This window comes from Pseudomonas sp. PS01270 (assembly GCF_029959775.1).
In the GTDB taxonomy this organism is placed as follows: Bacteria; Pseudomonadota; Gammaproteobacteria; order Pseudomonadales; family Pseudomonadaceae; genus Aquipseudomonas; species Aquipseudomonas atacamensis.
Genome location: NZ_JASCPT010000055.1, coordinates 1 through 23,111 on the forward strand (window position 1 = coordinate 1; position 23,111 = coordinate 23,111).

Annotated in this window: 13 protein-coding genes; 4 read left to right on the forward strand and 9 right to left on the reverse strand. The window is 62.4% G+C overall.

Annotation, left to right across the window (positions count from 1 at the left end; all coding sequences use genetic code 11):
* The first annotated feature begins 421 nt into the window (after positions 1 to 421).
* Positions 422 to 1,525, forward strand: coding sequence for a substrate-binding domain-containing protein (locus tag QMX86_RS16125; RefSeq protein ID WP_071172626.1), 1,104 nt, complete (start codon positions 422 to 424; stop codon positions 1,523 to 1,525).
* Between the two features lie 175 nt (positions 1,526 to 1,700).
* On the forward strand, positions 1,701 to 14,186 hold the full coding sequence (locus QMX86_RS16130; RefSeq protein WP_282384390.1) for a filamentous haemagglutinin family protein: 12,486 nt from the start codon (positions 1,701 to 1,703) through the stop codon (positions 14,184 to 14,186).
* Between the two features lie 56 nt (positions 14,187 to 14,242).
* On the opposite strand, the gene QMX86_RS16135 is transcribed toward QMX86_RS16130, so the two are convergent.
* From QMX86_RS16135 to QMX86_RS16175, 9 genes are all read right to left on the reverse strand, one after another.
* On the reverse strand, positions 14,243 to 14,521 hold the full coding sequence (locus QMX86_RS16135; RefSeq protein WP_348776290.1) for a type II toxin-antitoxin system RelE/ParE family toxin: 279 nt from the start codon (positions 14,519 to 14,521) through the stop codon (positions 14,243 to 14,245).
* Positions 14,502 to 14,693, reverse strand: coding sequence for a stability determinant (locus QMX86_RS16140; protein ID WP_282384393.1), 192 nt, complete (start codon positions 14,691 to 14,693; stop codon positions 14,502 to 14,504). The genes QMX86_RS16135 and QMX86_RS16140 overlap by 20 nt, the downstream gene beginning before the upstream one ends.
* 231 nt (positions 14,694 to 14,924) lie before the next feature.
* Positions 14,925 to 15,143, reverse strand: a complete 219-nt coding sequence (locus tag QMX86_RS16145) for a hypothetical protein (RefSeq protein ID WP_243241079.1) — start codon at positions 15,141 to 15,143, stop codon at positions 14,925 to 14,927.
* A 107-nt stretch (positions 15,144 to 15,250) separates the two neighbouring features.
* The gene (locus QMX86_RS16150) at positions 15,251 to 16,930 is read right to left on the reverse strand and encodes an MFS transporter (RefSeq protein ID WP_282384400.1); all 1,680 of its coding nucleotides are present in this window, start codon (positions 16,928 to 16,930) and stop codon (positions 15,251 to 15,253) included.
* 178 nt (positions 16,931 to 17,108) lie between these two features.
* Complete coding sequence (gene phnE / locus QMX86_RS16155) at positions 17,109 to 17,876, reverse strand: phosphonate ABC transporter, permease protein PhnE (RefSeq protein ID WP_282384401.1); 768 nt, start codon at positions 17,874 to 17,876, stop codon at positions 17,109 to 17,111.
* Positions 17,873 to 18,700, reverse strand: coding sequence for an ABC transporter permease (locus QMX86_RS16160; protein WP_071172621.1), 828 nt, complete (start codon positions 18,698 to 18,700; stop codon positions 17,873 to 17,875). The genes phnE and QMX86_RS16160 overlap by 4 nt, the downstream gene beginning before the upstream one ends.
* Positions 18,694 to 19,491 (reverse strand): ATP-binding cassette domain-containing protein, encoded by a 798-nt coding sequence (locus tag QMX86_RS16165; RefSeq protein WP_282384404.1) that lies wholly within the window; start codon positions 19,489 to 19,491, stop codon positions 18,694 to 18,696. Before QMX86_RS16165 ends, QMX86_RS16160 begins: the two co-directional genes overlap by 7 nt.
* Complete coding sequence (locus QMX86_RS16170; protein ID WP_041480134.1) at positions 19,488 to 20,351, reverse strand: putative selenate ABC transporter substrate-binding protein; 864 nt, start codon at positions 20,349 to 20,351, stop codon at positions 19,488 to 19,490. The genes QMX86_RS16165 and QMX86_RS16170 overlap by 4 nt, the downstream gene beginning before the upstream one ends.
* 157 nt (positions 20,352 to 20,508) lie before the next feature.
* Positions 20,509 to 20,907, reverse strand: coding sequence for a RidA family protein (locus tag QMX86_RS16175; RefSeq protein ID WP_130929755.1), 399 nt, complete (start codon positions 20,905 to 20,907; stop codon positions 20,509 to 20,511).
* A gap of 116 nt (positions 20,908 to 21,023) precedes the next feature.
* On the opposite strand from QMX86_RS16175, the gene QMX86_RS16180 reads away from it, so the two are divergent.
* A complete protein-coding gene (locus tag QMX86_RS16180) occupies positions 21,024 to 21,953 on the forward strand; it encodes a LysR family transcriptional regulator (protein ID WP_282384407.1) in 930 nt (309 codons plus the stop codon).
* Positions 21,954 to 22,001: 48 nt separating this feature from the next.
* Entirely contained in the window at positions 22,002 to 23,027 is a 1,026-nt protein-coding gene (locus QMX86_RS16185) for a GlxA family transcriptional regulator (protein ID WP_125918618.1), read from the forward strand.
* Positions 23,028 to 23,111: the final 84 nt, after the last annotated feature.

Here is a 23,111-nt window from a genome sequence, read left to right on the forward strand (position 1 = left end):
CGCTCCCACAGTGTTCGGTGATTTGAAGAAAATTGCATTCACAACATCAATTCCTGTGGGAGCGAGCTTGCTCGCGAAGAGGCCAGTCAGGGCAATAGATAACTCAGCTTTTTTTCACCAGTCTTAGCACCACCCGAGCCCCAATCCGTTCATCCTCGGGTTCTCCATTCTGTCATCTGCAACCACCCGCCAACGGCTCCAGCCCGATTCAGCCAAACCCGCGATCCAGACGCGCCGCAACCCACCGCATACACCCGAGAAATCCGCACCAAAATCCCCGCGCAGCTCCCGAGGTTTTTTCCTTTATCTGTCACCGGAAGCTGCGAATTTCTCTCTGCGGCTCCACTGCGGTGGACCCTCCCGGTGTCATGCAAGCCTTCCGAAACCTGTGTTCCAAACCAAGTTGAAAAGGAGATTCTTCATGTTCAAGCGCACTCTGATCGCCGCCTCACTGACCGTCGCCGCTCTGGCTTCCGCCCAGGCCATGGCCGTTACCGGTGGTGGTGCCTCGCTGCCTGCCGCGCTGTACAAAGGTTCTGCCAACAGCATCCTGCCTGCCAACTTCAGCTACGCCGTGACCGGTAGCGGTGTCGGCAAAAGCGCTTTCCTGACCAACAACGCTGCCCAGTTCAGCACTACCGGCACCGTGCATTTCGCCGCTAGCGACTCGATCCTCAGCGCTGCGGAACTGAGCACCTACACCACCAACTTCGGTGCTTCGTACGGCCCGCTGATCCAGCTGCCATCGGTGGCCACTTCGGTTGCCATTCCGTACAAAAAATCCGGTCAGACCGCGCTTAACCTGACCAGCGCTCAACTGTGCGATGCGCTGTCGGGCACCGCCACCACTTGGGGCGCTCTGCTGGGTAACGCCGACAGCACACCGATCCGTGTGGTTTACCGCAGCGTGTCCAGTGGCACCACTGAAATCCTCAGTCGCCACCTGAACGCCGTTTGCCCAGGCAAATTCGCCGTCAACTCCACCTTCACCAACGCTCGTCTGCCGGCCGGTTCCGCGCTGCCATCGACTTGGGTCGGCGTAGCCAACACCGCTGATGTGGCCACTGCGGTGAACGCCGTGGACGGTTCGATCGGCTATGTGGGTCCGGACGGCGTGAACGCCACCAGCAACGCTGTGGTTGCCCGCGTCAATGGCGTCCAGCCAACCAACGCTAACGTGACGCTGGCGCTGAGCACTGCACCGGTGCCAAGCGCACCTGCCAACCCGGCTGGCTGGGCCCCGGTCGTGCCTAACCCGGCAAGCGGTTACCCGATTGTGGCTTACACCAACTTCATCTTCGGCCAGTGCTACAAAGATGCAGCCGTGGCCACCGCCGTGCGCAACTTCCTGACCACCCACTACAGCAACCCGGGCAACAACGTCGCCACCGTCGCCCACAGCTTCACGCCGGTTCCCAACAACTGGAAAACCGCTGTGACCGCCAACTTCATCACCAACACCTCGGGCAATAACCTGGACATCAACAACGCCAACGCCTGCAACGGCATTGGTCGTCCTTTGTAAGCCCTGTCTCAACTGCAATGAAACGGCAGCAGCCTTCGGGCTGCTGTTTTTTTTTTGCCGATTTACTCCTCGAACATGAAGTTTGTGTGACATCCGTTCGGTCGTGAGGCTCGCCAACTGCCTATGTCGTAACAGCAGGGCTGATCCGACCTGCCACCCAAAAGGACCTGTAGTGATGCTTGCTCGCACCTCCCGTCACAGTAACCGTATCCGGCCGATCAAACGTGGCGCGGGCGATCCCGCACAGTGGCTGCTCAAGCCATTGGCGCAAGCCGTCGCCTTGTGTCTGGTGGCGGGCAGTGCCGAGGCGGCGACAGCGTTCAGTTCCACCTGGTTTGCCGCGAAGGGCGCAGCGCAGCAGGCTTCGGCGTCGCGTCCGGGTGGGAGCGGTCTGCCGGGGATGACCCCACCGCTGGCACAGCAGCAACGGGCCAGCCAGCAGTTGCAGCGTTCTTTGCAGACACTCAATAACACCGTGGCAGCGATTGCCGCTCAGCAGGCCGCACAAGCCGCTGGACGTGCCGCCGCATTGGGCAGTGTGCAAGTGGTTCCGGACGGATTGGGCGAGGGCGGCCTGAAGATCGATAACAGCCTGAGCCAGGGCTGGATGAACGCCAAAGGCCCGCAACAAACCCAGGCCGACGGCAAGACCACGGTGAAGATCGAGCAGACCGCCGACAAGGCGATTCTCAATTGGGAAACGTTCAACGTCGGCCGCAATACCACAGTGGAATTTGCCCAGCAGGCCAACTGGGCGGTGCTCAATCGCGTCAACGATCCGAGCGCACGGGCCAGCCAGATCCAGGGGCAGATCAAAGCGGACGGCACGGTGATGCTGATCAACCGCAACGGCATCGTCTTCAGCGGTGGCAGCCAGGTCAATGTGCGAAATCTGGTAGCGGCAGCCGCGAACATGACCGATGCACAATTTCGCGATCGGGGTCTGTATTTCGACAGCACCGGCAGTCAGCCAACCTTCACCGACGCTGCTGGCAAAGTCCTGGTGGAGCGTGGCGCAGCCATACAAACGCACCAACCTGCGCTCTCCACCGACGCCGGCGGCTATACCTTGCTGCTCGGCCAGGACGTGCACAACGACGGCTCGATCAGTACGGCCAAAGGTCAGACGGTGCTGGGTGCGGGGGACCGTTTCTATATCCGCAAGGGCTCGGGCACCGACGGTAATGGTTATTCAACCACCTTCGGCAGTGAAGTCATTCCCGGTTTCAAGGCTGACAGCTCGGGCAAGGTCAGCAACACCGGCCTGATCCAGGCATCCACCGGCGACATCACCCTGACCGGCCGCGACGTTGTGCAAAACGGTGTGCTGCTGGCGAGCACTTCGGTGGCGACGCGCGGCACCGTGCATCTGCTCAATCCGGCCAGCGATGCCCAAGGCCATGTGACCCTGGGCGAAAATGGTGTCAGTGCGATTCTGCTCGACAGCAGTGATCTCACCGCCCTGGACAGCCAGCGCGAGGCCGCGCTGACCGGCGTCAATGCCAACAACCGGATCCGCAGCGATCAGTCACGCATCGACGTCGGCAGCGGCGGCACCGTCGAATTCAAAAGCGGCTCGATCACCCTTGCCACCGGTGGGCAGGTGGCAGTTGCCGCCGGACAGCGCAGTCTATTGCGCGAGGGGGCGGTGATCGACGTGTCCGGCGCCCTCGGTGTCAAAGTGGCGATGGCAAACAACAACATCAAGATCAACGTCCAGGGCAACGAGCAGCGTGATGCGCCGGTCAATCGCGAGGGCGGCGCGCTCAACAGTAATGACATTTGGGTCGATGTCCGTGAGCTGGTATTCGTGCCGGCGGGCACCAACGGTTACGCCACCGACCGCTGGTACACCGCCGGTGGGTTGTTGGAGGTCGGCGGATACCTCGGCACTCAGGGCCATGGCGTTGGTGAATGGATGGCGCAGGGCGGTGAGGTGCGGTTTTCCGGAAAGGACGTGATCAGCGAAAAAGGTTCGCTGATCAATGTGTCCGGCGGCACGCTTGATGTGCAGGGCGGCGAGATTCGCCAGAGCTGGCTGCGCGGTGCGGACGGGCGGTTATACGAAGTGTCGCGTGCGCCGGGCGATATTCTCTACAACGGTCTTTATAAAGGTTACGAAAGTCACAGCGAGCGCTGGGGCCAGACGGATTATTTCTATAGCCCGCTGATCGCGCCGACGCGTCGTCAGGAAGCGGGTTACACCGTTGGCCGGGATGCCGGCCAGTTGGTGATCGCCACGGGCAACGCCGTGCTGGATGGCCAGCTGTTGGGTGAGGTGTTTCAGGGCGAACGGCAAATCCAGGCACCGCGGGCAGGTCTGGACGGCTATGCCCAGACCCAGACCGCCCGGGCGCGGCGAGGGCAGTTGGTGGTTGGCAGTTACGATGCTGCTTATGTCGCTGCCAGTGCCGGCCTGCTCTATCAACTCGCCCCGTTGCTCGATCAGGTGCAAGTGGGGGGCGCGCATGCCAGCGTAGCGAACGCAGGGCTGACCGACGCGGTCGCGGCAGAACGCGCAGGCAAACTGTTCCTCGATGCCGGGCTGCTCAATGGTTTCGCGCTGGGTGCGCTGAAGATCTCGGCGAAAAACACGATTGAAGTCAATGAAGGCGTGACGGTGGATCACGGTGGCAACATCACCCTGTTCAGCCCTGACGTGCAGGTCAATGCCGATCTGATTGCGCAAGGCGGCAGCCTGCAATTGGGCAACGTTTTGAACCAGCTCGCCACCGATCGGCGTGATGACACCAGTCTGCAGGTTTCAGCAGGCAAGCAAGCGCGAGTGACGGTTGCGCAGGGTGTGCAGCTGCAGACACGCGGTCTGTGGAGCAACCTGTCGAGTAACCCGGACGACGCGGGCGGCCTGGCGTACCTCAATGGCGGGACGGTGTCGATCCGCAGTACCGGCGACATTCTGCTGGCCAGTGGCAGTCTGGTCGATGTTTCGTCGGGCGGCGCGGTATTGGCCAACGGCAAGACGCGTGGCGGCAAGGGTGGCGACGTGACGCTTGAATCCAGCGCCAACAGTGCGCCGGGCCTGTCGCGCATGGTGCTCGATGGCGAGGTGCAGGGCTATGGCGTGAACGGCGGCGGCACCTTGACCGTGCAGGCCAGCAAGGTGCGGATCGGCGCTTCCGGCGAAGTGGCCGAAGAACAGACCTTGCGCCTGACGCCGGAGCTGTTCCGCACGGGGTTCAGCGCCTACAACATCATCGGTCTGAAGGGGCTGGAGGTCGCTGCGCAAAGCGCGATCGATGTGCAGATGCCGGTCTATCGATTTGGCGAATCCGCCTCGACCATTGTGTCCGGTATGTCGCCGCGCGCTGCGCTGGAGCTATGGACGCCCGCGCTATTCCAGGAAGACCCGCTCAAGGGCGTCTTGACGCAAAGGGCCGGCGCTTCTGTCGCATTGCAGGCCGGCGCGACGCTTGCTGGCTTGATTGATCCCGCCAGCAGTCCGTTGTCGATTGGCGAAGGCTCACGGATCAGTGTCGATCCCGGCCAGCGCATCGGTTTGCGCGGGGCAGGCCAGATCACGCTTGATGGTGAACTCAACGCCTGGGGCGGTATTGTCGATATCCGTCAACAGCAGTTCGGCGCGATTGATGTGGCGACGTCCTTGCAAGAGGCCGATCCGACCCCGCACAACCGTTCGATCTGGATCGGTGAACATGCCTTGATCGATGTCGCCGGTCGGGCAGCGACCGCTGTCGATGCGCTGGGCCGCGTCTACGGCCAGGTCGGCAAGGGTGGCTCGATCATTGTCGGTGGCGAGATCGATGTGAAGAAAATCACGGCGACCGCTGCCGATGCTTACGTCATCGTCCGCCAAGGTGCGCGACTGGAAGCGTCTGGTGCGCAAGCCGTGCTCGATAGCGGTGGGCAAGGCCCCGCTCGTGTGGCCACCGATGGCGGACGGATCACCCTGAGTTCCTACAATGGTCTGTTCATCGAGGGCAGTCTGCAGGCCAATGCTGGCGGTGCTGGTGCGGCGGGCGGGCGTCTGGAGATCGCTCTGGATACACCGGCGTACGGTCCCGCAAACTTGAGCAATGCGGTGCGCGTGCCACGTGAAATGATCATTGTCCAAGGGCCCGCGCCGGCACTGCCGCAGCCGCTGCGAGCGGGTGAGGCTTCGCCACTTTTACGCTACGGGCGTACACGCTTGAGTGCCGATCAGCTGATGAGCGGTGGCTTCGACAGCGTGAGTCTGCTGAGCAACGGTCTGATGACGTTCGACGGCGATGTCGACCTGCACATGGGACAGGGCCTGAGCCTGTTCGCCGGTTCTCTTTCATTGGCCGAGTCGGCGAGTGACAGCGCCCGGGTCAACCTCAGCGCACCTTACCTGCGCCTGTCAGGGCTGGGCACCTATTTGAGCTCGGAAGTCAAAGTGCGTCCGCGGGTGATGAGCAATCCGACAGCGCAGTTGTCCGGCGCGCAATTCACCGCCAGCGCGAACCTGCTGGACGTGGGCAACTCGCTTTCATTCGGCACCGAAGGGACTCTCGTGCAATCGGCCGCACCGGCGCTGGCGGTCAGCCGCCGTGGCTTTGGTCTGGTCACGCTCGACAGCCAGGGCGACCTGCGCTTCCTCGCGCCAACCGATGAACAGCAGCGCAGCCGTCTGTGGACTGCGGGTGACATGCACATGCGGGCTGCGCAGATCTACCCGGCCAGTGGCGTCTCGGCTGAGGTGCGAGTGGGCTATCAAAGTATGGCCGGATCGGTGCCGGAGCATACGTTGCGTATCGGCAATCACGGGGCGGCGCCGACCGCTTTGCCTTACTCGGTGTTCGGCAGCCTGACACTCAGTGCGGGACAGATCGAGCAGGGCGGCGTCATTCGTGCGCCTTTGGGGCTGATATCCCTGGGTGATGACGTCATTGTCAAAACCCGTGAACTTCACCTTCTGCCGGGCAGCGTGACTTCAGTCAGCGCCGCCGGACTGGTCATGCCCTATGGAGGAACCACCGACGGTATCGACTATCGGTACAACGGTAAGTCGGTGATGTTGAATGGCATTGCCGGAGCGACCTCCGGGGTCATCCTTGATGCGCAATACACCAATGTGCAGGCCGGGGCGGTGATCGACCTTTCGGGCGGCGGCGATTTGCGCGGTGCCGGTTTTGTCTCCGGACGAGGTGGCTCCACCGATGCGCGTTTCAATCCGCTGGTACGCAATGCCACCGATGGCACCTTCAGTTTGCCGGGGCTGGCCAGCAACCCCGTGTATGCAATCGTGGCCGGTGACCAGAGCCGCTATGCGCCGATGCTGGCCGAGGCCGGCGCGGTCGACCCGCGTATCGGCCAGCAGATCACCCTCGGGACCGGCGTTGCCGGACTGGCACCCGGCACCTACACCTTGTTGCCATCGACCTTTGCCTTGTTACCGGGCGCCTTCCGGGTCGAAATCAATGGTCAAGCGATTGCGGGACCGATGGACAGTGCGTTGAAGTTGCGCAATGGCTCGTGGACCACGGCCGGACAGCTGTCGATTGCCAACACCGGTATTCGCGACAGTTTGCCCAGCCAGGTCATCGTGACGTCTGCCGATGTGCTGCGGCGCTATTCACAGTACAACGAAACCGGGTTCAGCCAATTTGTGCTCAACGATGCTGCCCGCCGCGGTCTGCCGCGCGCCCGCACGCCGCTGGACGGCAACACGCTGCACCTGCGCATGGTCAGTGGCGGCGAGCACGACTCAGCCCTGGACTTCAACGGGCAGGTGCTGTTCAAACCTGCCAGCGGCGGGGTCATTGGTACGGCGGTCGTTCAGGGCGGTTATACCGGCGCAGAGTTTGAAATTCTCGGTGCCGGGCATACGCGAACGCCAGGGTTCGACGGTGTATCGCTGTACGCCGACACCCTCAACCGCTTGAATGCCGGACGTTTGACCATCGGTGGCACCCCAACCGTGTATTACGGTTCGGAGGGCGGCTCGATCAAGGTGATCGGCAACACCTCGGCAATTCGTCTGCGCGAAGGCGCGATCCTCTCGGCGCCAGAGGTTGTGTTGAGCAGTAACAGCGCCAATGGCGGCATCACCATCGATGCGGGAGCGGGCGTCAATACCTTGGGGCGAGGTAACGTCCCGTATGATGCCACAGCCGGTTTCGTCTACGAACCGGGGCGCTCCAGCCTGCTGGTGGTGTCCAACGGCTGGACGCCGGTGCTTGCGCCCACCGATGGCGGGGGCGGGAGCATTCGTATCGGCAACTGTCCGACGGCCGATTGCACCGCTGCGGCGTTGCTGTACTCCAACGGCAGCATCATCGCCGCCACTGACAAAGACTTCGAACTGGGCGAAAGCGTGCGCTTTGGCACTCGCCAACTCGGGCTTTCGGTCGGTGTGGTCAATGCCGGCAGTCCGCAAGCACTGGCCGCAGCCAGCGGCCGCGCACCCGCGGGCCTGACGCTTAACCAGAACGTGCTGGATCGCCTGTTGCAGGGCGACACGCAATCTGGCGCCCCCGCCCTGGAAACCCTGAGTCTGGTGGCCCGCGATGCGTTCAACTTTTTCGGCAGCGTGACCCTCGACACCATTGATCCGCAGACCGGCCAGAGCCGTTTGCAGAATCTGGTGTTGGGTAGCCCGGCTATCTACGGCTCGGGCGCTGCCACCGATGTCGCGACGATCCGCACCCGCAATCTGATCTGGAACGGGGCGACTCAGGCCCCGGGTACGGTGGTCAAGGACGGCGCCGGCAACGGGCACGGCACGCTGGATATTCAGGCGCAGCGGATCGAATTGGGTTATGGCCCGAACCCGCAGCCCAATGGCCTGGATCGCAATAACCGACTGGCCCTGGGGTTTGCCAACGTCAACTTCAACGCCAGCGAGCGCATCACCGCCAACCACAAGGGCAGTCTGGCGGTGTACGAATCCCAAGGAGCTTATGACGCGGTCAAGGGGTTCAGCTACAGCGGCGGCAATCTCAATCTGCGCACGCCATTGCTGACCGGCGAGGCCGCCTCGGTCAGTGAACTCAAGGCGGGCAACAACCTGACTCTGAGTGGTAGCGCCACAACGGCTGCCGCGGATGCCCTCGGTGCGCAACTGAGCCTGACGGCACGCAGTGTTGTGCTCGACAGTCGCATCGTCCTCGCCAGCGGCAAGCTGCTGGTCAATGCCGAAGATGATCTGCTGCTTGGCAGCGGCGCGCAGATGGACATGGCGGGCCGGGTTCTGCCGTTCAATGATGTGCAGAAATACAGCTGGGGTGGCGACGTGTCGTTGCAGAGCAACAACGGCAATATTCGTCAGTCGGCGGGCTCGCGAATCGATCTGTCCGCCGTCAACAATCAGGCCGGGCAATTGAACGTTGTGGCCCTGGCCACTGACGCTGGACAGGTTGATTTGCAAGGGCAGATTGTCGGCAGCAGCAGTGGCTATTACGACGCGGGCGGTACGTGGGTGCCGTACAAGGCCGGTGGCGTGGACATTCGCGCCCAGCGCCTGGCGGGTGATTTGAGCCAGGCCTTTGCCAGCCTTAACCTGCGCTTGAATGCCGGCGGGGTAGTGGGCAGTCGAAGCTTCCAGTTCAAGCAGGGCGATCTGCGTATCGGTAACGAACTCAAAGCGGGCGAAGTCAATGTCTCGGTGGACAACGGCAACCTGACCGTGGACGGGGTGATCGATGCCAGTGGTGAACGGGTCGGCAGCATTCGCCTTGCCGGCAAAAACGGTTTGAACCTGACGGGCAACGCGCTGCTCGATGCCCATGGCCGCGTACTGCGCGTCGACAGCTACGGCAAAATCATCGACGCACCGAACCGCGCCATGGTTGAACTCAATTCAGGTGACGGCGCGCTGACGCTGGCCGCTGGTGCACGGATTGATCTGCGTCACGGCACCGATGCCGTGCCTGGAAACCAGGCGGGACAACGCGATGACGTGTTGCGTGGGACGCTGGAGCTCAATGCACCGCGCCTGGGCGGCGGTGACATTGCGGTGGATGCCAGCGGTACGTTGAGTATCCAAGGTGCCCGCTCCATCGGGCTGAATGCCGTGCGAAGTTACAGTGATGCTGCTGATAGCACCGATCCGGCGGCCAGCGGTCGCCCGTATCAAGTGATCGATCAGGCCTACCTGGATCGCATTCACTCAGACAGCAGTGGCTTTATCGATGCGGCGCTGGGTAACAGTGACCTGCTACAGCGCAAACTGGCCGGCCTCAACAATGCGACCTATGCCGATGCGTTTCATCTGCGCCCGGGGGTGGAAATCGTCAGCAAAACCGCTGACGGCGATCTGGTGGTGCAGGGCGATCTCGACTTGTCCGGCTACCGTTACGCCAGCCTCAACCCGCACACTCGCCGGACCTCGGTGTATGGCAGCGGGGAAGCGGGCAGCCTGTTGATCCGTGCCGGCGGCAACCTCGATATCTACGGCAGCATTAACGACGGTTTCGCACCGCCGCCGGAAACCGTGGACGACGCTGGCTGGAAACTGTTGCCGGGGATACAGCCTTTCGGCGGTGACCTGATCGTACCGGGCAGTGGTGTCAGCCTTGCCGAAGGGACGCTCTTTCCGGTTGGCGCCACCTTGAATTACGACCTGCCGATTCAAGCCGCCACACTGGCTGCGGGCACGATGTTGCCGGTTCAGAGCACTTTGGCCGCACCTTACGTGTTACAGAGTGGAACGGCGCTGGCCGGCGATGTGCATGACGCGGCGGGTAACCTGATGTATGCCGCCGGTACGTTGCTCGACAACGCTGTGACCCTGCCGACCGGCAGTCGTTTGGGTGCAGGTATTCGCTTGAACAACGCCACCGCACTGCAGGCCCTGCTCTGGCCCAAAGGCGTGCCGCTGCCGGGTGCGGTTGATGCCGACAATAAAACGGTGGGTGTTGTGTTGAACGGAACGTTGGCGCTGTTGCGGGGTTCGCTGATCCCCTCCATGACCAACGTTAAGCTCGCCGATGGCACGGTATTCCTCGACCTGCGTCCTGCCAATGGAAACCAGCAAGGTCGAAACTGGGCGATCGCCAGCATGCTGCCGGCGGGCAGTGCGTCGTGGTCGATGCGCATGGTGGCAGGGGCCGATCTGACTGCGGCCGACAGCCGTAGCGTGAAACCTCAGGCCAGCGTCGGCAACTTGCAGATGGCCGACACTCACTATGGTGTGAGCATGATCGAGGTGGCCGGCAAACTGGTCTGGGCGGTGGATAACGAGTATGGCTTTACACCGTACGAACCGGTTCCCGAGGAATACCTTGTGCTCTGTGATATCGCTCCCGGTTCTTGCGCGCCCATGGCGCGCAGTGTGTGGGCGCCTGGCAACTGGATGGGCATGCCGGATTACACACCGATGAACGATGACGAATTGTTCTGGTGCTCCATCGACCCGGCACTGTGCATTGAAAACAATCCGAGCAAGAGCGCCCAGGCCCACACGCAGATGTTCAGCGTTTTGCGTACTGGCACCGGCGACCTGGATTTGATGGCGGCCGGTAACCTCAGCATGGCCTCACCTTTCGGCGTCTACACCGCCGGCACCCAATCGGCAGACGTCGACGCGCGTTATAACCAGCCCCGCGGAAGGCTGTCGGCTGATGGCTCGGTATTGGGCAGCGCTGGCAGCGATTACGAAAAATGGGTCGATGGCGGCAGTGCCAACCTCTATCAGGCCTGGTATCCGCAGATGGGCGGTAACCTGACGATCAATGCCGGCGGGTCTGTGTCCGGTGACGTGCTTGGCCGTCGCTCGGTCGCTACGGGCGACGGTACGCGGGAGCAGGTGCCGAGTGTGGCGGTGGGCAATTGGCTCTGGCGCCAGGGCACCGGCAACAACGATGTACCGACTGCCTGGTGGATCAATTTCGGCAGCTACGCTGCGCAGCCATTGCCAGCGCTGGGCGAGGTAACGAGACCTTATCTGGTGGGCTTTACCGGGTTCGGTACGCTGGGCGGCGGCAACATCAGTCTGAGCGCCGGCGGGGATGCTGGCATGCTCAAGACCATGGGCGACGACAGGTATGCGTCGTACCCTCGCAGTCAGGGGTTGATCGTGGCTGTCGGCAGTACGGGCCGCGTGGGCAGTGACGGGAAGCTGCAACTGACCGGTGGCGGAGACCTGGATATTCGTCTGGGCGGTGTCCTTAATCCGTCTCTGCAGGCACGTGCCGGCCTGGCGGGTACCGGCACGCCGACGCACGACTTGCAGGGCGCGCTCATCAACCTGCGCGGTGCGGCGCAACTGACGGGCGCCGCGTTGGGCGGTATCAATCTGCAGTACGGCGCCTCGGCGCTGTTTCATGACCCACGGGAAACGCGCGCCTTCGACCCGTTCAACTCGACGGCCAGTAATGCCAGTGGTGGGCTGGTGCTGATTCCCGGTGACTCCGGCATGCGCCTCAACACCCGCGGCGATCTGGTGTTGGGTGGCGCCGCCGATCCGGGCCGCGTGAGGTTGCAGAACTCCACACCGTTTACCACGGCGGATGGCATTTACCATGCCGGTGGCGGTTTGAGTGGTTTCTCGCTGTGGACCGATCACACGGCCATCGATTTGTTCTCGGCCGGCGGCAACCTGACGCCCAGCACCCAGTTGATGGAAACCACCGGGCAGGACCCCGTCGCCGGGCTTAACGGGTCACCGACCGATGACCGCTTCGTCTTTCCTTCGATATTGCGTGCCGTGGCCGGCCAGGGCTCGATTTATGCGGGACCATCAGCGGCCTACGGCATAGGCAACCCGGCGCCGGCTCTGGCCTGGTCATTGCTGTTGGCACCTTCCAGCGCGGGGCAGCTTGAACTGATCGCTGGGGATTCGATCTATGCCGGCGGCTACGCCATCAACCAGTCAGGGTCCAGCCCAGCGGCGCTCGCCACACCGTTTGCACCCGCGTTCAATGGCTACGGCAACAACCAGTCCGCTCGGCCGATCACGACCAACGCCGGCAGCGATGGTGTGCTGGCGCAAACCAATTCGCGCTATCCACTGTTTGCCTTTGGTCCCGATAGCTACTCGGGGTTGAGCAGTGTTCAGGGGCCGGCGCGCTTCTATGCACTGACCGGTGACCTGGTAGGAATTCGCACGGGCGAAACGCTGGCGTTCGCGACCACGAAGCGCACCTGGTATGAATCGGCAGGCCCGGTGTGGATGGTGGCGGGGCGTGACATCGTGGCGTCCGGTACCAATTTGGGGCAACCCACGTTTGCGCCCGTTGGGGGCATGGGTCGCAATAACGAACAGATCGCGTCTACCGGCAATCTGTTCGTGCATAACGATGCGCGCGACATTTCGCGGATTTCGGCCGGGCGAGACATTCTCTACAGCAGCTTCGACATTGCCGGCCCGGGTGTTCTGGACGTCAATGCCGGGCGCAATATCCTGATGGAAGATCGCGCCAGCATCACCAGCCTCGGCCCTGTCGTGGCAGGTGATCAGCGCCCCGGTGCGAGCATCGTAATGCAAGCGGGTGCGGGCGCGCAGGGGCCGGATTACTCACGGTTCATTGCGCGTTATCTGAACCCGCAAAACGTCGCGGATTCAGCGGTGGCCCTCAGCGCGCAGCCGGGCAAAGTGGTCAAGACCTACGTCGAAGAACTGCAGAGCTGGCTGAGCCTCGGTTATGGCTTCAAGGGTGGCGACGAACAGGCGCAAGCGTTCTTCGCCGCACTGCCGAGTACCGAACAGGCGATCTTCGCCCGCCAGGTGTACTTCGCCGAATTGCGTGCCGGTGGCCTGGAATACACCGATGCCAGTGGTCCGCGCACAGGCAGTTACCTGCGCGGTCGCAACGCCATTGCGGCACTGTTCCCGACCACTGATGTCGCCGGCAATCCGATTCGCTACGACGGCGATATCACGATGTACGGCGGCGCCGGGGTCAAGACGCTGTTTGGCGGCGATATCCAGATGCTCACGCCGGGCGGTGGTCAGGTGTTCGGCATCGAAGGCGCGGCGCCGCCGTCGACGGCGGGGATCATTACTCAGGGTTCGGGCGACATTCAGCTGTATTCGCAAGGCAGCATCCTGCTCGGCCAGAGCCGGATCATGACCACCTTCGGCGGCTCGATTCTCGGCTGGTCCGCCGAGGGCGATATCAACGCCGGTCGCGGCTCGAAAACCACCGTGGTCTACACGCCGCCAAAACGTGTCTACGACAATTGGGGCAACGTCACGCTGTCGCCGTCGGTGCCGAGTACCGGCGCCGGTATCGCCACGCTCAATCCGATCGCCGAAGTGGCACCGGGCAACATCGACCTGATCGCGCCATTGGGCACCATCGATGCCGGCGAGGCGGGGATTCGCGTGTCGGGCAACGTCAACATCGCCGCGCTGACGGTGGTCAACGCCGCGAACATTTCGGTGCAGGGCAAAGCGACCGGCGTGCCGGTGGTGTCGGCGGTGAATACCGGCGCAATCACCTCGGCGAGCTCGGCAGCATCCTCCGCGACCCAAGCGGCGGAAGACGTCGCCCGGCAGCAACAGGCAGCGGCGCGGCAGAACCAGGCCTCGGTGTTCACCGTGCAGGTACTTAGCTTCGGCAACGAGCAACTGGCACCGTCGCGCGATGGCGCCACTCGCGCGCCAGCGACGGGTTATAACCCGGACAGCCCGGTGCAGGTGCTCGGCGCCGGGGCGCTGGATGAACAGGCGAAACAGCAGCTGACCGAGGAGGAGCGTGGGCAGCTGACGTTGTAAAAGACTCTCGTGCAGTACGTTTGGGCGGCCGGTTGGCCGCCTTTTTTTATGAGTGGTTATGGATATTTTTTACGGGCGTGCAACAAGGTCAGAATTTTGATGTGGTCTGTCACCTGATAGACCAGTAAATAATTCGAGTTGATGACCATTTCGCGAGTGCCCGGTATTCGGCCGGAGCGGAAACCATGCGGTATCCAGGAAAGCCTTCGCGCTGCGGCGCTGAGCTTTTGGTGCAGTGCAACTGAAGCGACAGTGTTGCGTTGTTCTACGTAGTCGATGATGTCAGCCAGATCTCCAAGAGCCGGTTTACTCCAGCTAACCGGCAGTGCGTCGATTCTTGCGTCTCTCTTCCAGCATCTGACCTAGCAGCACCATTGCCTCATCATGGGGAATAGGCGGGCGTGGATCATCAAGTGCGGCTTGTACCTTGGCGCGAAACCAAAGGTCGTATTCCGCAGCCTCTTCGGTTTCGAAGTCTGAAACGATAAGTGAAAGTTCAGCGCTCATCATGACCTCCATGATCAATGTGAAGCAGTCTAAGGGGGATGTGGGCTCGTTGTCGTCACTGGCGGGACGAGGGAGACATCATCCGCAAACAGACGAGGCAAATCTGTCAGACGCTTCGCTTGTGATGCACGTGAAGTCGATCAGCTGTGTAGTTCAATTCTGTAGGAAATCAGCTTTTGGTCATCGGGCTGACAGCCGCCGCTCAAAGCCGCGGCCACAGCCACGCTGCACTCAGTTACCGTCTGCAACCTTACGCTCGATCTCATCGACTTTGCGCTGTAGCTCTTCCGCTTCCTGCTCTTTGACCCGAGTGGAAGACGGCGTGATGATTTTGTCTACGCCCTCGGTGGTGTTGTCGCGGTCTTGCAGGTCGCGCTCGACCACGTTCACCGGTTTGCCGCTGGCATCGGTGGGTGGGGCGTTGGGAGTTTTGTCGTCGTTGGGGTTCATGGCGCTGGCCTCCTGTGGGTGTACACATTGGAGACAGCGCGGCGGCAGACGTTCGAATTTTTTCAGCGCCAGGGCCCTCTCCCGCAGGAGAGGGCGCTGCGGTTGTTTCAGTCCTTGAGAATGTCGCGATCCTTGGTTTCCGGCAGGAAGAAGGTGCCGAGTATCGCCGTCGCCACTGCAATGACGATCGGGTACCAGAGCCCGTAGTAGATGTCACCGGTGGCGGCGACCATGGCGAACGCCACGGTCGGCAGGAAGCCGCCGAACCAGCCGTTGCCGATGTGGTAGGGCAGCGACATCGAGGTGTAGCGGATGCGCGTCGGGAACAGTTCGACCAGCCACGCGGCGATCGGTCCATAAACCATGGTCACGTAGATCACCAGCACGGTGAGCAGGAGCAGCATCATCGGGTAATTGATTTTCGCCGGATCGGCTTTTTCCGGATAACCGGCGTCTTTCAACGCCGCGCCGAGGTTGGCGGTGAAGGCGTCGTTGCGGGCCTTGAAGTCGGCGGCGGGGAGGGCGCTGCCTTCGAAGCTCTCGACAACGCGGTCACCGATGCGCACCTGCGCGACGGTGTTCGGTTCGGCGGCAACGTTCTCATAAGGGATCGCGCGTTTCGCCAGCAACGTTTTCGCCAAGTCACAGGAACTGGTGAATCTGGCCTTGCCCACCGGATCGAACTGGAACGAGCACTGCTCGGGGCTGGCGATCACCTTGACTGGGTTTTTCTCCTGAGCGACGAACACGTCCGGATTGCCGTACTGGGTCAGCGCAGTAAAGATCGGGAAGTAAGTCAGCGCCGCGAGAATGCAGCCAGCCATGATGATCGGTTTGCGCCCGATGCGATCAGACAGGCTGCCGAAGATCACGAAAAACGGTGTGCCGATCAGCAGCGATCCGGCGATCAGCAGGTTGGCGGTCTGCGCGTCGATCTTCAATGTTTGCAACAGGAAGAACAGCGCATAGAACTGCCCGGTGTACCAGACCACTGCTTGCCCGGCCGTGCCTCCGAGCAGCGACATGATCACCACTTTGAGGTTGTCCCAGCGTGCAAAGGATTCGGTCAGCGGCGCTTTCGAGGCCTTGCCTTCATCTTTCATTTTCTGGAATACCGGCGACTCGCTCAGTTGCAGGCGGATGTACACCGACACGGCCAGCAGAATGATCGACAGCAGAAACGGAATCCGCCAGCCCCACGCCTCGAACGCCTCGTTACCCAGCGCGGTGCGACAGGCGAGAATCACCAGCAGCGACATGAACAGACCGAGGGTGGCGGTGGTTTGAATCCACGAAGTGAAAAAGCCACGGCGGTTGCGTGGTGCGTGCTCGGCCACGTAGGTCGCCGCGCCGCCGTATTCCCCGCCCAGCGCCAGGCCTTGCAGCAGACGCAGGGTGATCAGAATCACCGGGGCAGCGACGCCGATGGTGGCGTAGCCGGGCAGGAGACCGACGATTGCCGTCGACACGCCCATGATCACGATGGTGATCAGAAACGTGTGCTTGCGCCCGATCATGTCACCCAGGCGTCCGAAGACGATGGCGCCGAACGGCCGCACCGCGAACCCGGCGGCGAAGGCCAGCAGGGCAAAGATGAACGCGGTGGTTTCGTTGACGCCGGCGAAGAAGTGCTTGGCGATGATCGCCGCCAGTGAGCCGTAGAGGTAAAAGTCGTACCACTCGAAAACCGTGCCCAGCGAGGAGGCGAAGATGACCTTGCGCTCCTCCTTGGTGATGCCGCCGCTGCGCGGTGGCGTGCCGGTGGATGCTGTGTCGATTGTGGCCATGGGTGTTCTCCGTCGTGCTTATTGTTGTAGGCCGGAGTCCCCCGTTACTGCCTGTCGCACTCTGGCCCGTTGGCATCTGCCGCCGTTGCTCTAGCGTGAAGCTTGCACAGTCTGACCGCCTCGCAGGGCTGCAAGGTTTCCTGAAGCATAATCAGCTTTTGCCAGATATCCACTCGGCCTACGCGTTGACCCAACGCTGCCGGCTCCAGGCGCTCAACCAATCAACCAGAAACACCAGCAACAGCATCGCCAGAATCACCGTACTGGCCTGGGCTTCCTGGAACAGGCTCAGGCTGACATACAGCATCTGGCCCAGGCCGCCGGCGCCGACGAAACCGAGCACGCTGGCCATGCGGATGTTGTTTTCCCAGCGATACAGGCAGTAGGCGAGCAGTTGCGGGGCGAGGTTCGGCAGGGTGCCGTAGCAGAACGCGAGGATCGGATTGCCGCCCTGTAAGCGAATCGCCTCGGCGGGTTGCGCCGGGGTGTTTTCCAGCGCTTCGGCGAACAGCCGACCGAGTACGCCGGTGGTGTGCAGGGCGAGGGCGAGGGTGCCGGCGTTCGGTCCTAGACCGGCAGCAAGCACCATCAGCGCCGCCCAGACCAGCTCCGGAATCGCCCGCAAGCCGTTGAGCAGCAGACGCGCCGCACTTTGCAGCGGCCAGCCGAAACGCCCGGCAGCGGGCAGCGCGAGAACGATGCCGAACAGTGCCGCAAGCAGGGTGCCGAGGGCTGACATAGCGAGAGTTTCCAGCGAACCGTGAGCGATGGCTTTCAGATACCCGGCGCTCAAATCGGGACTGAGAAAACGCTGAACATAACTGCCCATCTGCTTGAGGCTATTGGCGCTGCCGAGTTCGGCGAGATCCAGTTCCAGATAAGCGAAGGACGCGAACACCGCAACTGCGATCACGACGATCAGCAGCAGGTTGATCAGGCGCCTCATGCCAGCCTCCAGCGTAGCAAGCGGCTGAGTTGATCGGCGCACAGCACCAGCAGCAGGAATGTCAGCAACATGCTGGCGACCTCACCGCCGGCAAACATGCGGATCGACAAGTCGATCTGTTGCCCCAGCCCACCGGCACCAACAAAGCCCATCACCACCGAGGCACGGATCGCGCACTCCCAGCGGTAGACGGTGTAGGAGAGCAATTCGGCGGCGACATTCGGCAGCGTGCCGTAGGCAAACGCCGCCAGTCGACCGCTGCCGGCCTGCAACAATGCGTGCGCAGGGCGTTGGTCGGTGGATTCGAAAATTTCTGCGTAGACCTTGCCGAGCATGCCGCTGTAGGTAATGGCGATGGCTAGCACGCCCGCCGCCGGCCCGAGGCCGACCGCGCGCACGAACAACAGCGCCCAGACGATCTCCGGCACGCTGCGCAGAAAGATCAGCAAGCCGCGTACCGGCCAGCGCAGCAAGCGCCCGGGCAGGCTCGGCACGCCGCCCCGCGAAGCGGCAGAAAGCGACAGTGCGCGACTGGCGATCAGGCTCGCCGGCACCGCCAGCAGCAACGCCAGGGCCATGCCGGCCGTGGCAATCGCCAGGGTTTGCAGGGTGGCTTTGAGCAGCAGTTGCATAAACGCCTGATCGTGCGCCGGTGGCCAGAACGCCGAAACGAAACGGCCCATTTCGTTCTGGCTAGCGTCCTGAAACAGCACGCCCAGGTCCAGCTCGCTGAGCTGAATGCCCGGCCACAGCAGGGCCAGCGCCAGCAGCGTCAGCAACAATCGCGGCCACGCCGCCGGGTCCCGTGAATCGGCCTTCAGCATCGCGGAATCTGCACAATCAAAGGCGCGACCGCTGGTGCAGGCGATTGCAGTTGTTCATTGGCGTACAGCGCATCGAGCTTGTCGCGGCTGACTTGATCGGATGGGCAATCGAAAAGAATCTGCCCGTCGCGCAGGCCGATGATCCGTGGAAAGTGCGCCAGCGCCAGGTCCACCGCGTGCAGGCTCGCCACCAGCGTGACGTTGTGCTCGCGAGCATGGCGCGACAGGATCGACAGCGTGTGGCCGGCGAGGACCGGGTCCATCGCTGACACTGGCTCGTCGGCGAGCAATATTTCCGGCGCCTGATACAGCACCCGCGCAATGCCGACGCGCTGCAACTGCCCGCCGGACAACTGCTGGCAATGGGCGAACAGTTTGTCGCCCAGATCCAGTCGCGCCAACGCCGCGCGGGCGCCCGCCACATCCAGCGGATGCAGCAGATTCAACAGACTTTTACCCAGACTCCACTGGCCAAGTTTGCCGGCCAGCACCGCCGTGATCACCCGCTGACGCGGCGGAATCGGCGGCGTCTGATGCACCAGGCCGATGCGCGCACGCAGGCGCTGCCGCTGGTGCGCCGACAAGTGCCAGGCGCGTTCGCCGAGCACTTCGATGTCACCGCTGCTGGGTTTCAGCGCCGTCGCCAGCAGATTGAGCAGGCTCGACTTGCCAGCGCCGGACGGACCGATGATCGCTACCTGTTCGCCAGCGCCAATCTGCGCGTCGATGTTACGAAGGGCATCGACGCCATTGGCGTGGCGCAGGCTGCCCTGGGTGAGGCGTAGGGTCATTTCAGCAGTTCGGCGGCGCGGGCGGCTTCCTCGATGCCCTTGTAGTTCTCGGGCTTGGTCTCGATGAAGCGACTGGCGGCCTGCAGATCGAGGATCTTCTTCTGCTCGGGATTGGCCGGGTCGAGGTCGAGGAAGGCTTGCTTGATCTTCGCGGCCAGCTTCGGATCAAGGGTGCCGCGCACGGTCCAGTTGTAATCGAAGTAGGTCGGCGTGGTGGCGAAGACCTTGACCTTGTTGGTGTCGACCTTGCCGGCGTCGACCAGTTTCTGCCAGACGCTGGCGTTCAACACCCCGGCGTCGACCTTGCCGGCCTGCACCCAGGCAACGGTGGCGTCATGCGCGCCGGAGTAGGCGACGCGGCTGAAATAGCCCTCAGGCTTGATGCCGTCGTTTTTCAGCATGAAGTAACGCGGCATCAGACTGCCCGAGGTGGACGACACCGAACCGAAGGCGAAGGTTTTGCCCTTGAGGTCGGCGAGGCTTTTCACGTTCGGGTCGGCGGTGATGAATTTGCTCGTGAACTGTGCATCCTGTTCGCGCTGCACCAGCGGGATCACTGGCGTAGTGGCGTCGGTCTTCAAACGTGCCTGCACGAAAGTGAAACCGCCGAGCCAGGCCATGTCGAGGCGATCGGTGGCCAGCGCTTCAACCACGGCCGGGTAGTCGGCGACGGGGACAAACTGCACCTTCATGCCCAACTGCTGCTCAAGATAGGCACCCAGCGGTTCGAACTTGCGCAGCAGCTCGGTCGGGGCTTCGTCGGGAATCGCGCTGACGCGCAACACATCAGCGGCTTGCGTCATCAGGGCAGAAAAGGACAGCGCCAGACCGGCGGTGAGGGCGAGGGTACGCTTGAACATAGAATTCTCCGTTTCGTAAGCGTCAACATTCGAAGGGCTGCCGGTAGTCAACGGCGCGCCACGTCAGGGTAGACGAAACGGCGAGGTTATACGCATTCGCGAGGAGATTGGCCAGCCTCCGTGCCGGCGCGTTGTGTCTGTTTGTGTGCGGTGCCGGTCAAGCGGCTTCCGGCAGTTTGGCAATCACCTTGATCTCGAAATCAAAACCCGCCAGCCAGGTCACGCCGACAGCCGTCACCGTCGGAAACGGCGCTTCGCCCCAGAACTCCGGCACCACGCTCCAGATGGTTTCGAACGTCGAGTGCGGATCGACCATGAACACGGTGACATCCACCGCATCATCGAAGCTGCAACCGGCCGCAGCGAGGATCGCGTTGAGGTTGTGGAAGGCGGTGCGCACCTGATCGCGCAGATCCGCCTCGGGCGAGCCATCCTCACGGCTGCCGACTTGTCCCGAGACAAACAGGAAACCGTTGGAGCGAATCGCCGGCGAGTAGCGGTGACGCTCATACAGGGCGTGACGGGCGGGTGGGAACACTACATCGCGCTTGGACATGGGGCTGACTCCATCAGTGGGTTGATGGGGAACGACTTTAGGTATTTGCAGTGCGCGGATAAACGCGCAAGCTTGGCGTTCACTGTTTGCAAATCCCAAACAATCGAGGGGCGCGGATGGACCGGTTCGATGCGATGCAGGCCTTTGCCCGGGTGGTCGAGGCGGGCAGTTTCACCAAGGCTGCCGAAACCTTGCACATGAGCAAGACCACGGTGACGCAACTGGTGCAGCAACTGGAGGCGCGGCTGCGGGTCAAGCTGCTCAACCGCACCACACGCAAGGTCAACGTTACCGCTGATGGCGCGGCGTATTACGAGCGGGTGATCAAGCTGCTGGCCGACATGGACGACGCCGAAACCAGCCTGCCCGGCGCCGCCGCACGGCCGCGCGGGCGTTTGCGCATCGACGTGCCGAGCCCGTTCGCGCGGCACATTCTGGTGCCAGCCTTGCCGGATTTTCACGCGCGCTACCCGGACATCCAGATCGATATGGGCGTTAGCGACCGCATCGTCGACATCATCGATGAGAACGTCGATTGCGTGGTGCGCGGCGGCGAGCTGCTCGATCAATCGTTGATGGCGCGCAAGCTTGCCGATCTGCCCTTGGGTGTTTTCGCCGCGCCGGCTTATCTGGCCCGCGAAGGGACGCCTGAGCACCCGCTGGAACTGCAAGACTCCCATCACCGCGTCGTCGCTTTTCTCTGGGCTCGCACTGGCAAACCTCTTCCGTACACGTTGCACAACGGCACCGAGCGCCTGCAGATCAAGGGCCGGCATGTGCTCGCGGTGGATGATGGCAATGCTTATCTGGCGGCGGGACTGGCGGGCATGGGGGTGTTGTGGTTGCCGACGTATATGTCTGATGCGCATGTGGCGCGGGGCGAGTTGGTGCAGTTGTTTCAAGGCTGGCAGCTTGAGTCGATGCCGCTTTATCTGGCCTATCCGCCGAACAGGCATGTCAGCCTGAAGTTGCGGGTTTTTATTGATTGGGTGGTTGGGCTGATGGCGGCGGCAGCGCCAATCGTGACGCACCAGTCACGGCCATGATTGACTCTTGCGCAGAACCGGCCAACTATCGCCGCATAACAACGACCGATGGACCCGACCTTGATTGAACGACGTCAATTCAGCGGTGGCATGAAGGGCAAGAACCTTCGCTATCTGAATGAACAGAACCCCGATAACACCGGCGTAACCCGCACCGGTTTCCTGTTGCTCGAACACTTTTCCCTTCCGGCATTCACCCAGGCGCTGGACACGGTAGTCACCACCAACCTGTTGCGCCCGGGACTGTTCTCGTCGCGCACCTTCGGTCTGGGCGATGGCGAGGTGATCAGCGATCTGGGCCTGGTCATCCGCCCCGATGCGCGCCTGGATTCTGCTGCGCTTAACGAGCTGGATCTGCTGGTAGTGTGCGGCGGTTATCGCACGGAACTGCGCGCCAGCGACGAATTCATCGGCTTGCTCAAGGCTGCGGCGGAGCGGGGCGTGAGCCTGGCTGGATTGTGGAACGGTTCGTGGTTTCTCGGCCGCGCCGGTTTGCTCGACGGCTATCGCTGCTCGATCCACCCGGAACATCGCCCGGCACTGACCGAAATCGCCAAGAGCACCCATGTCAGCAGCGAACCCTATGTGATCGACCGCGACCGCCTTACCGCGTCGAGCCCGTCCGGGGCCTTCCACATGGCGCTGGACTGGATCAAGGGCTTGCACGGCAAGGCGCTGGTCGAGGGCATCGAAGACATCCTCGCCTTCGAAGAGTCGCGCTACCGGCGGATCAAACCGGATGAAAACATCTGCGTCAGCGCGCCGCTGCGTGAAGTGATCAAGCTGATGGACGCCAACCTCGAAGAACCGTTGGAGCTGGAACAATTGGCGGTCTACGCCGGCCGCTCACGGCGCCAGCTCGAGCGCTTGTTCAAGGAACAACTGGGCACCACGCCGCAGCGCTATTACCTGGAACTGCGCATCACCGAAGCACGGCGCCTGCTGCAACACACCGAGCTGTCGCAGGTGGAAGTGCTGGTGGCGTGTGGTTTTGTTTCACCGAGCCATTTCAGCAAGTGCTATAGCTCGTACTTTGGTTATCGGCCTTCGAAGGAGAAGCGGCTGGTGAAATAGGCCAGCCGGTGCAGCCCTCTAAACCCCTCACCCCAGACCTCGCCCAGAGGGAGAGGGCGCCGAGGTGTCTTGCGCTGTACATCG

Coding starts and splice junctions, on each gene's coding strand:
- QMX86_RS16125 (WP_071172626.1), top strand. CDS start 422: ATGTTCAAGCGCACTCTGATCGCCGCCTCACTGACCGTCGCCGCTCTG.
- QMX86_RS16130 (WP_282384390.1), top strand. CDS start 1,701: ATGCTTGCTCGCACCTCCCGTCACAGTAACCGTATCCGGCCGATCAAA.
- QMX86_RS16140 (WP_282384393.1), bottom strand. CDS start 14,693: ATGAGCGCTGAACTTTCACTTATCGTTTCAGACTTCGAAACCGAAGAG.
- QMX86_RS16145 (WP_243241079.1), bottom strand. CDS start 15,143: ATGAACCCCAACGACGACAAAACTCCCAACGCCCCACCCACCGATGCC.
- QMX86_RS16150 (WP_282384400.1), bottom strand. CDS start 16,930: ATGGCCACAATCGACACAGCATCCACCGGCACGCCACCGCGCAGCGGC.
- phnE (WP_282384401.1), bottom strand. CDS start 17,876: ATGAGGCGCCTGATCAACCTGCTGCTGATCGTCGTGATCGCAGTTGCG.
- QMX86_RS16160 (WP_071172621.1), bottom strand. CDS start 18,700: ATGCTGAAGGCCGATTCACGGGACCCGGCGGCGTGGCCGCGATTGTTG.
- QMX86_RS16165 (WP_282384404.1), bottom strand. CDS start 19,491: ATGACCCTACGCCTCACCCAGGGCAGCCTGCGCCACGCCAATGGCGTC.
- QMX86_RS16170 (WP_041480134.1), bottom strand. CDS start 20,351: ATGTTCAAGCGTACCCTCGCCCTCACCGCCGGTCTGGCGCTGTCCTTT.
- QMX86_RS16175 (WP_130929755.1), bottom strand. CDS start 20,907: ATGTCCAAGCGCGATGTAGTGTTCCCACCCGCCCGTCACGCCCTGTAT.
- QMX86_RS16180 (WP_282384407.1), top strand. CDS start 21,024: ATGGACCGGTTCGATGCGATGCAGGCCTTTGCCCGGGTGGTCGAGGCG.
- QMX86_RS16185 (WP_125918618.1), top strand. CDS start 22,002: ATGGACCCGACCTTGATTGAACGACGTCAATTCAGCGGTGGCATGAAG.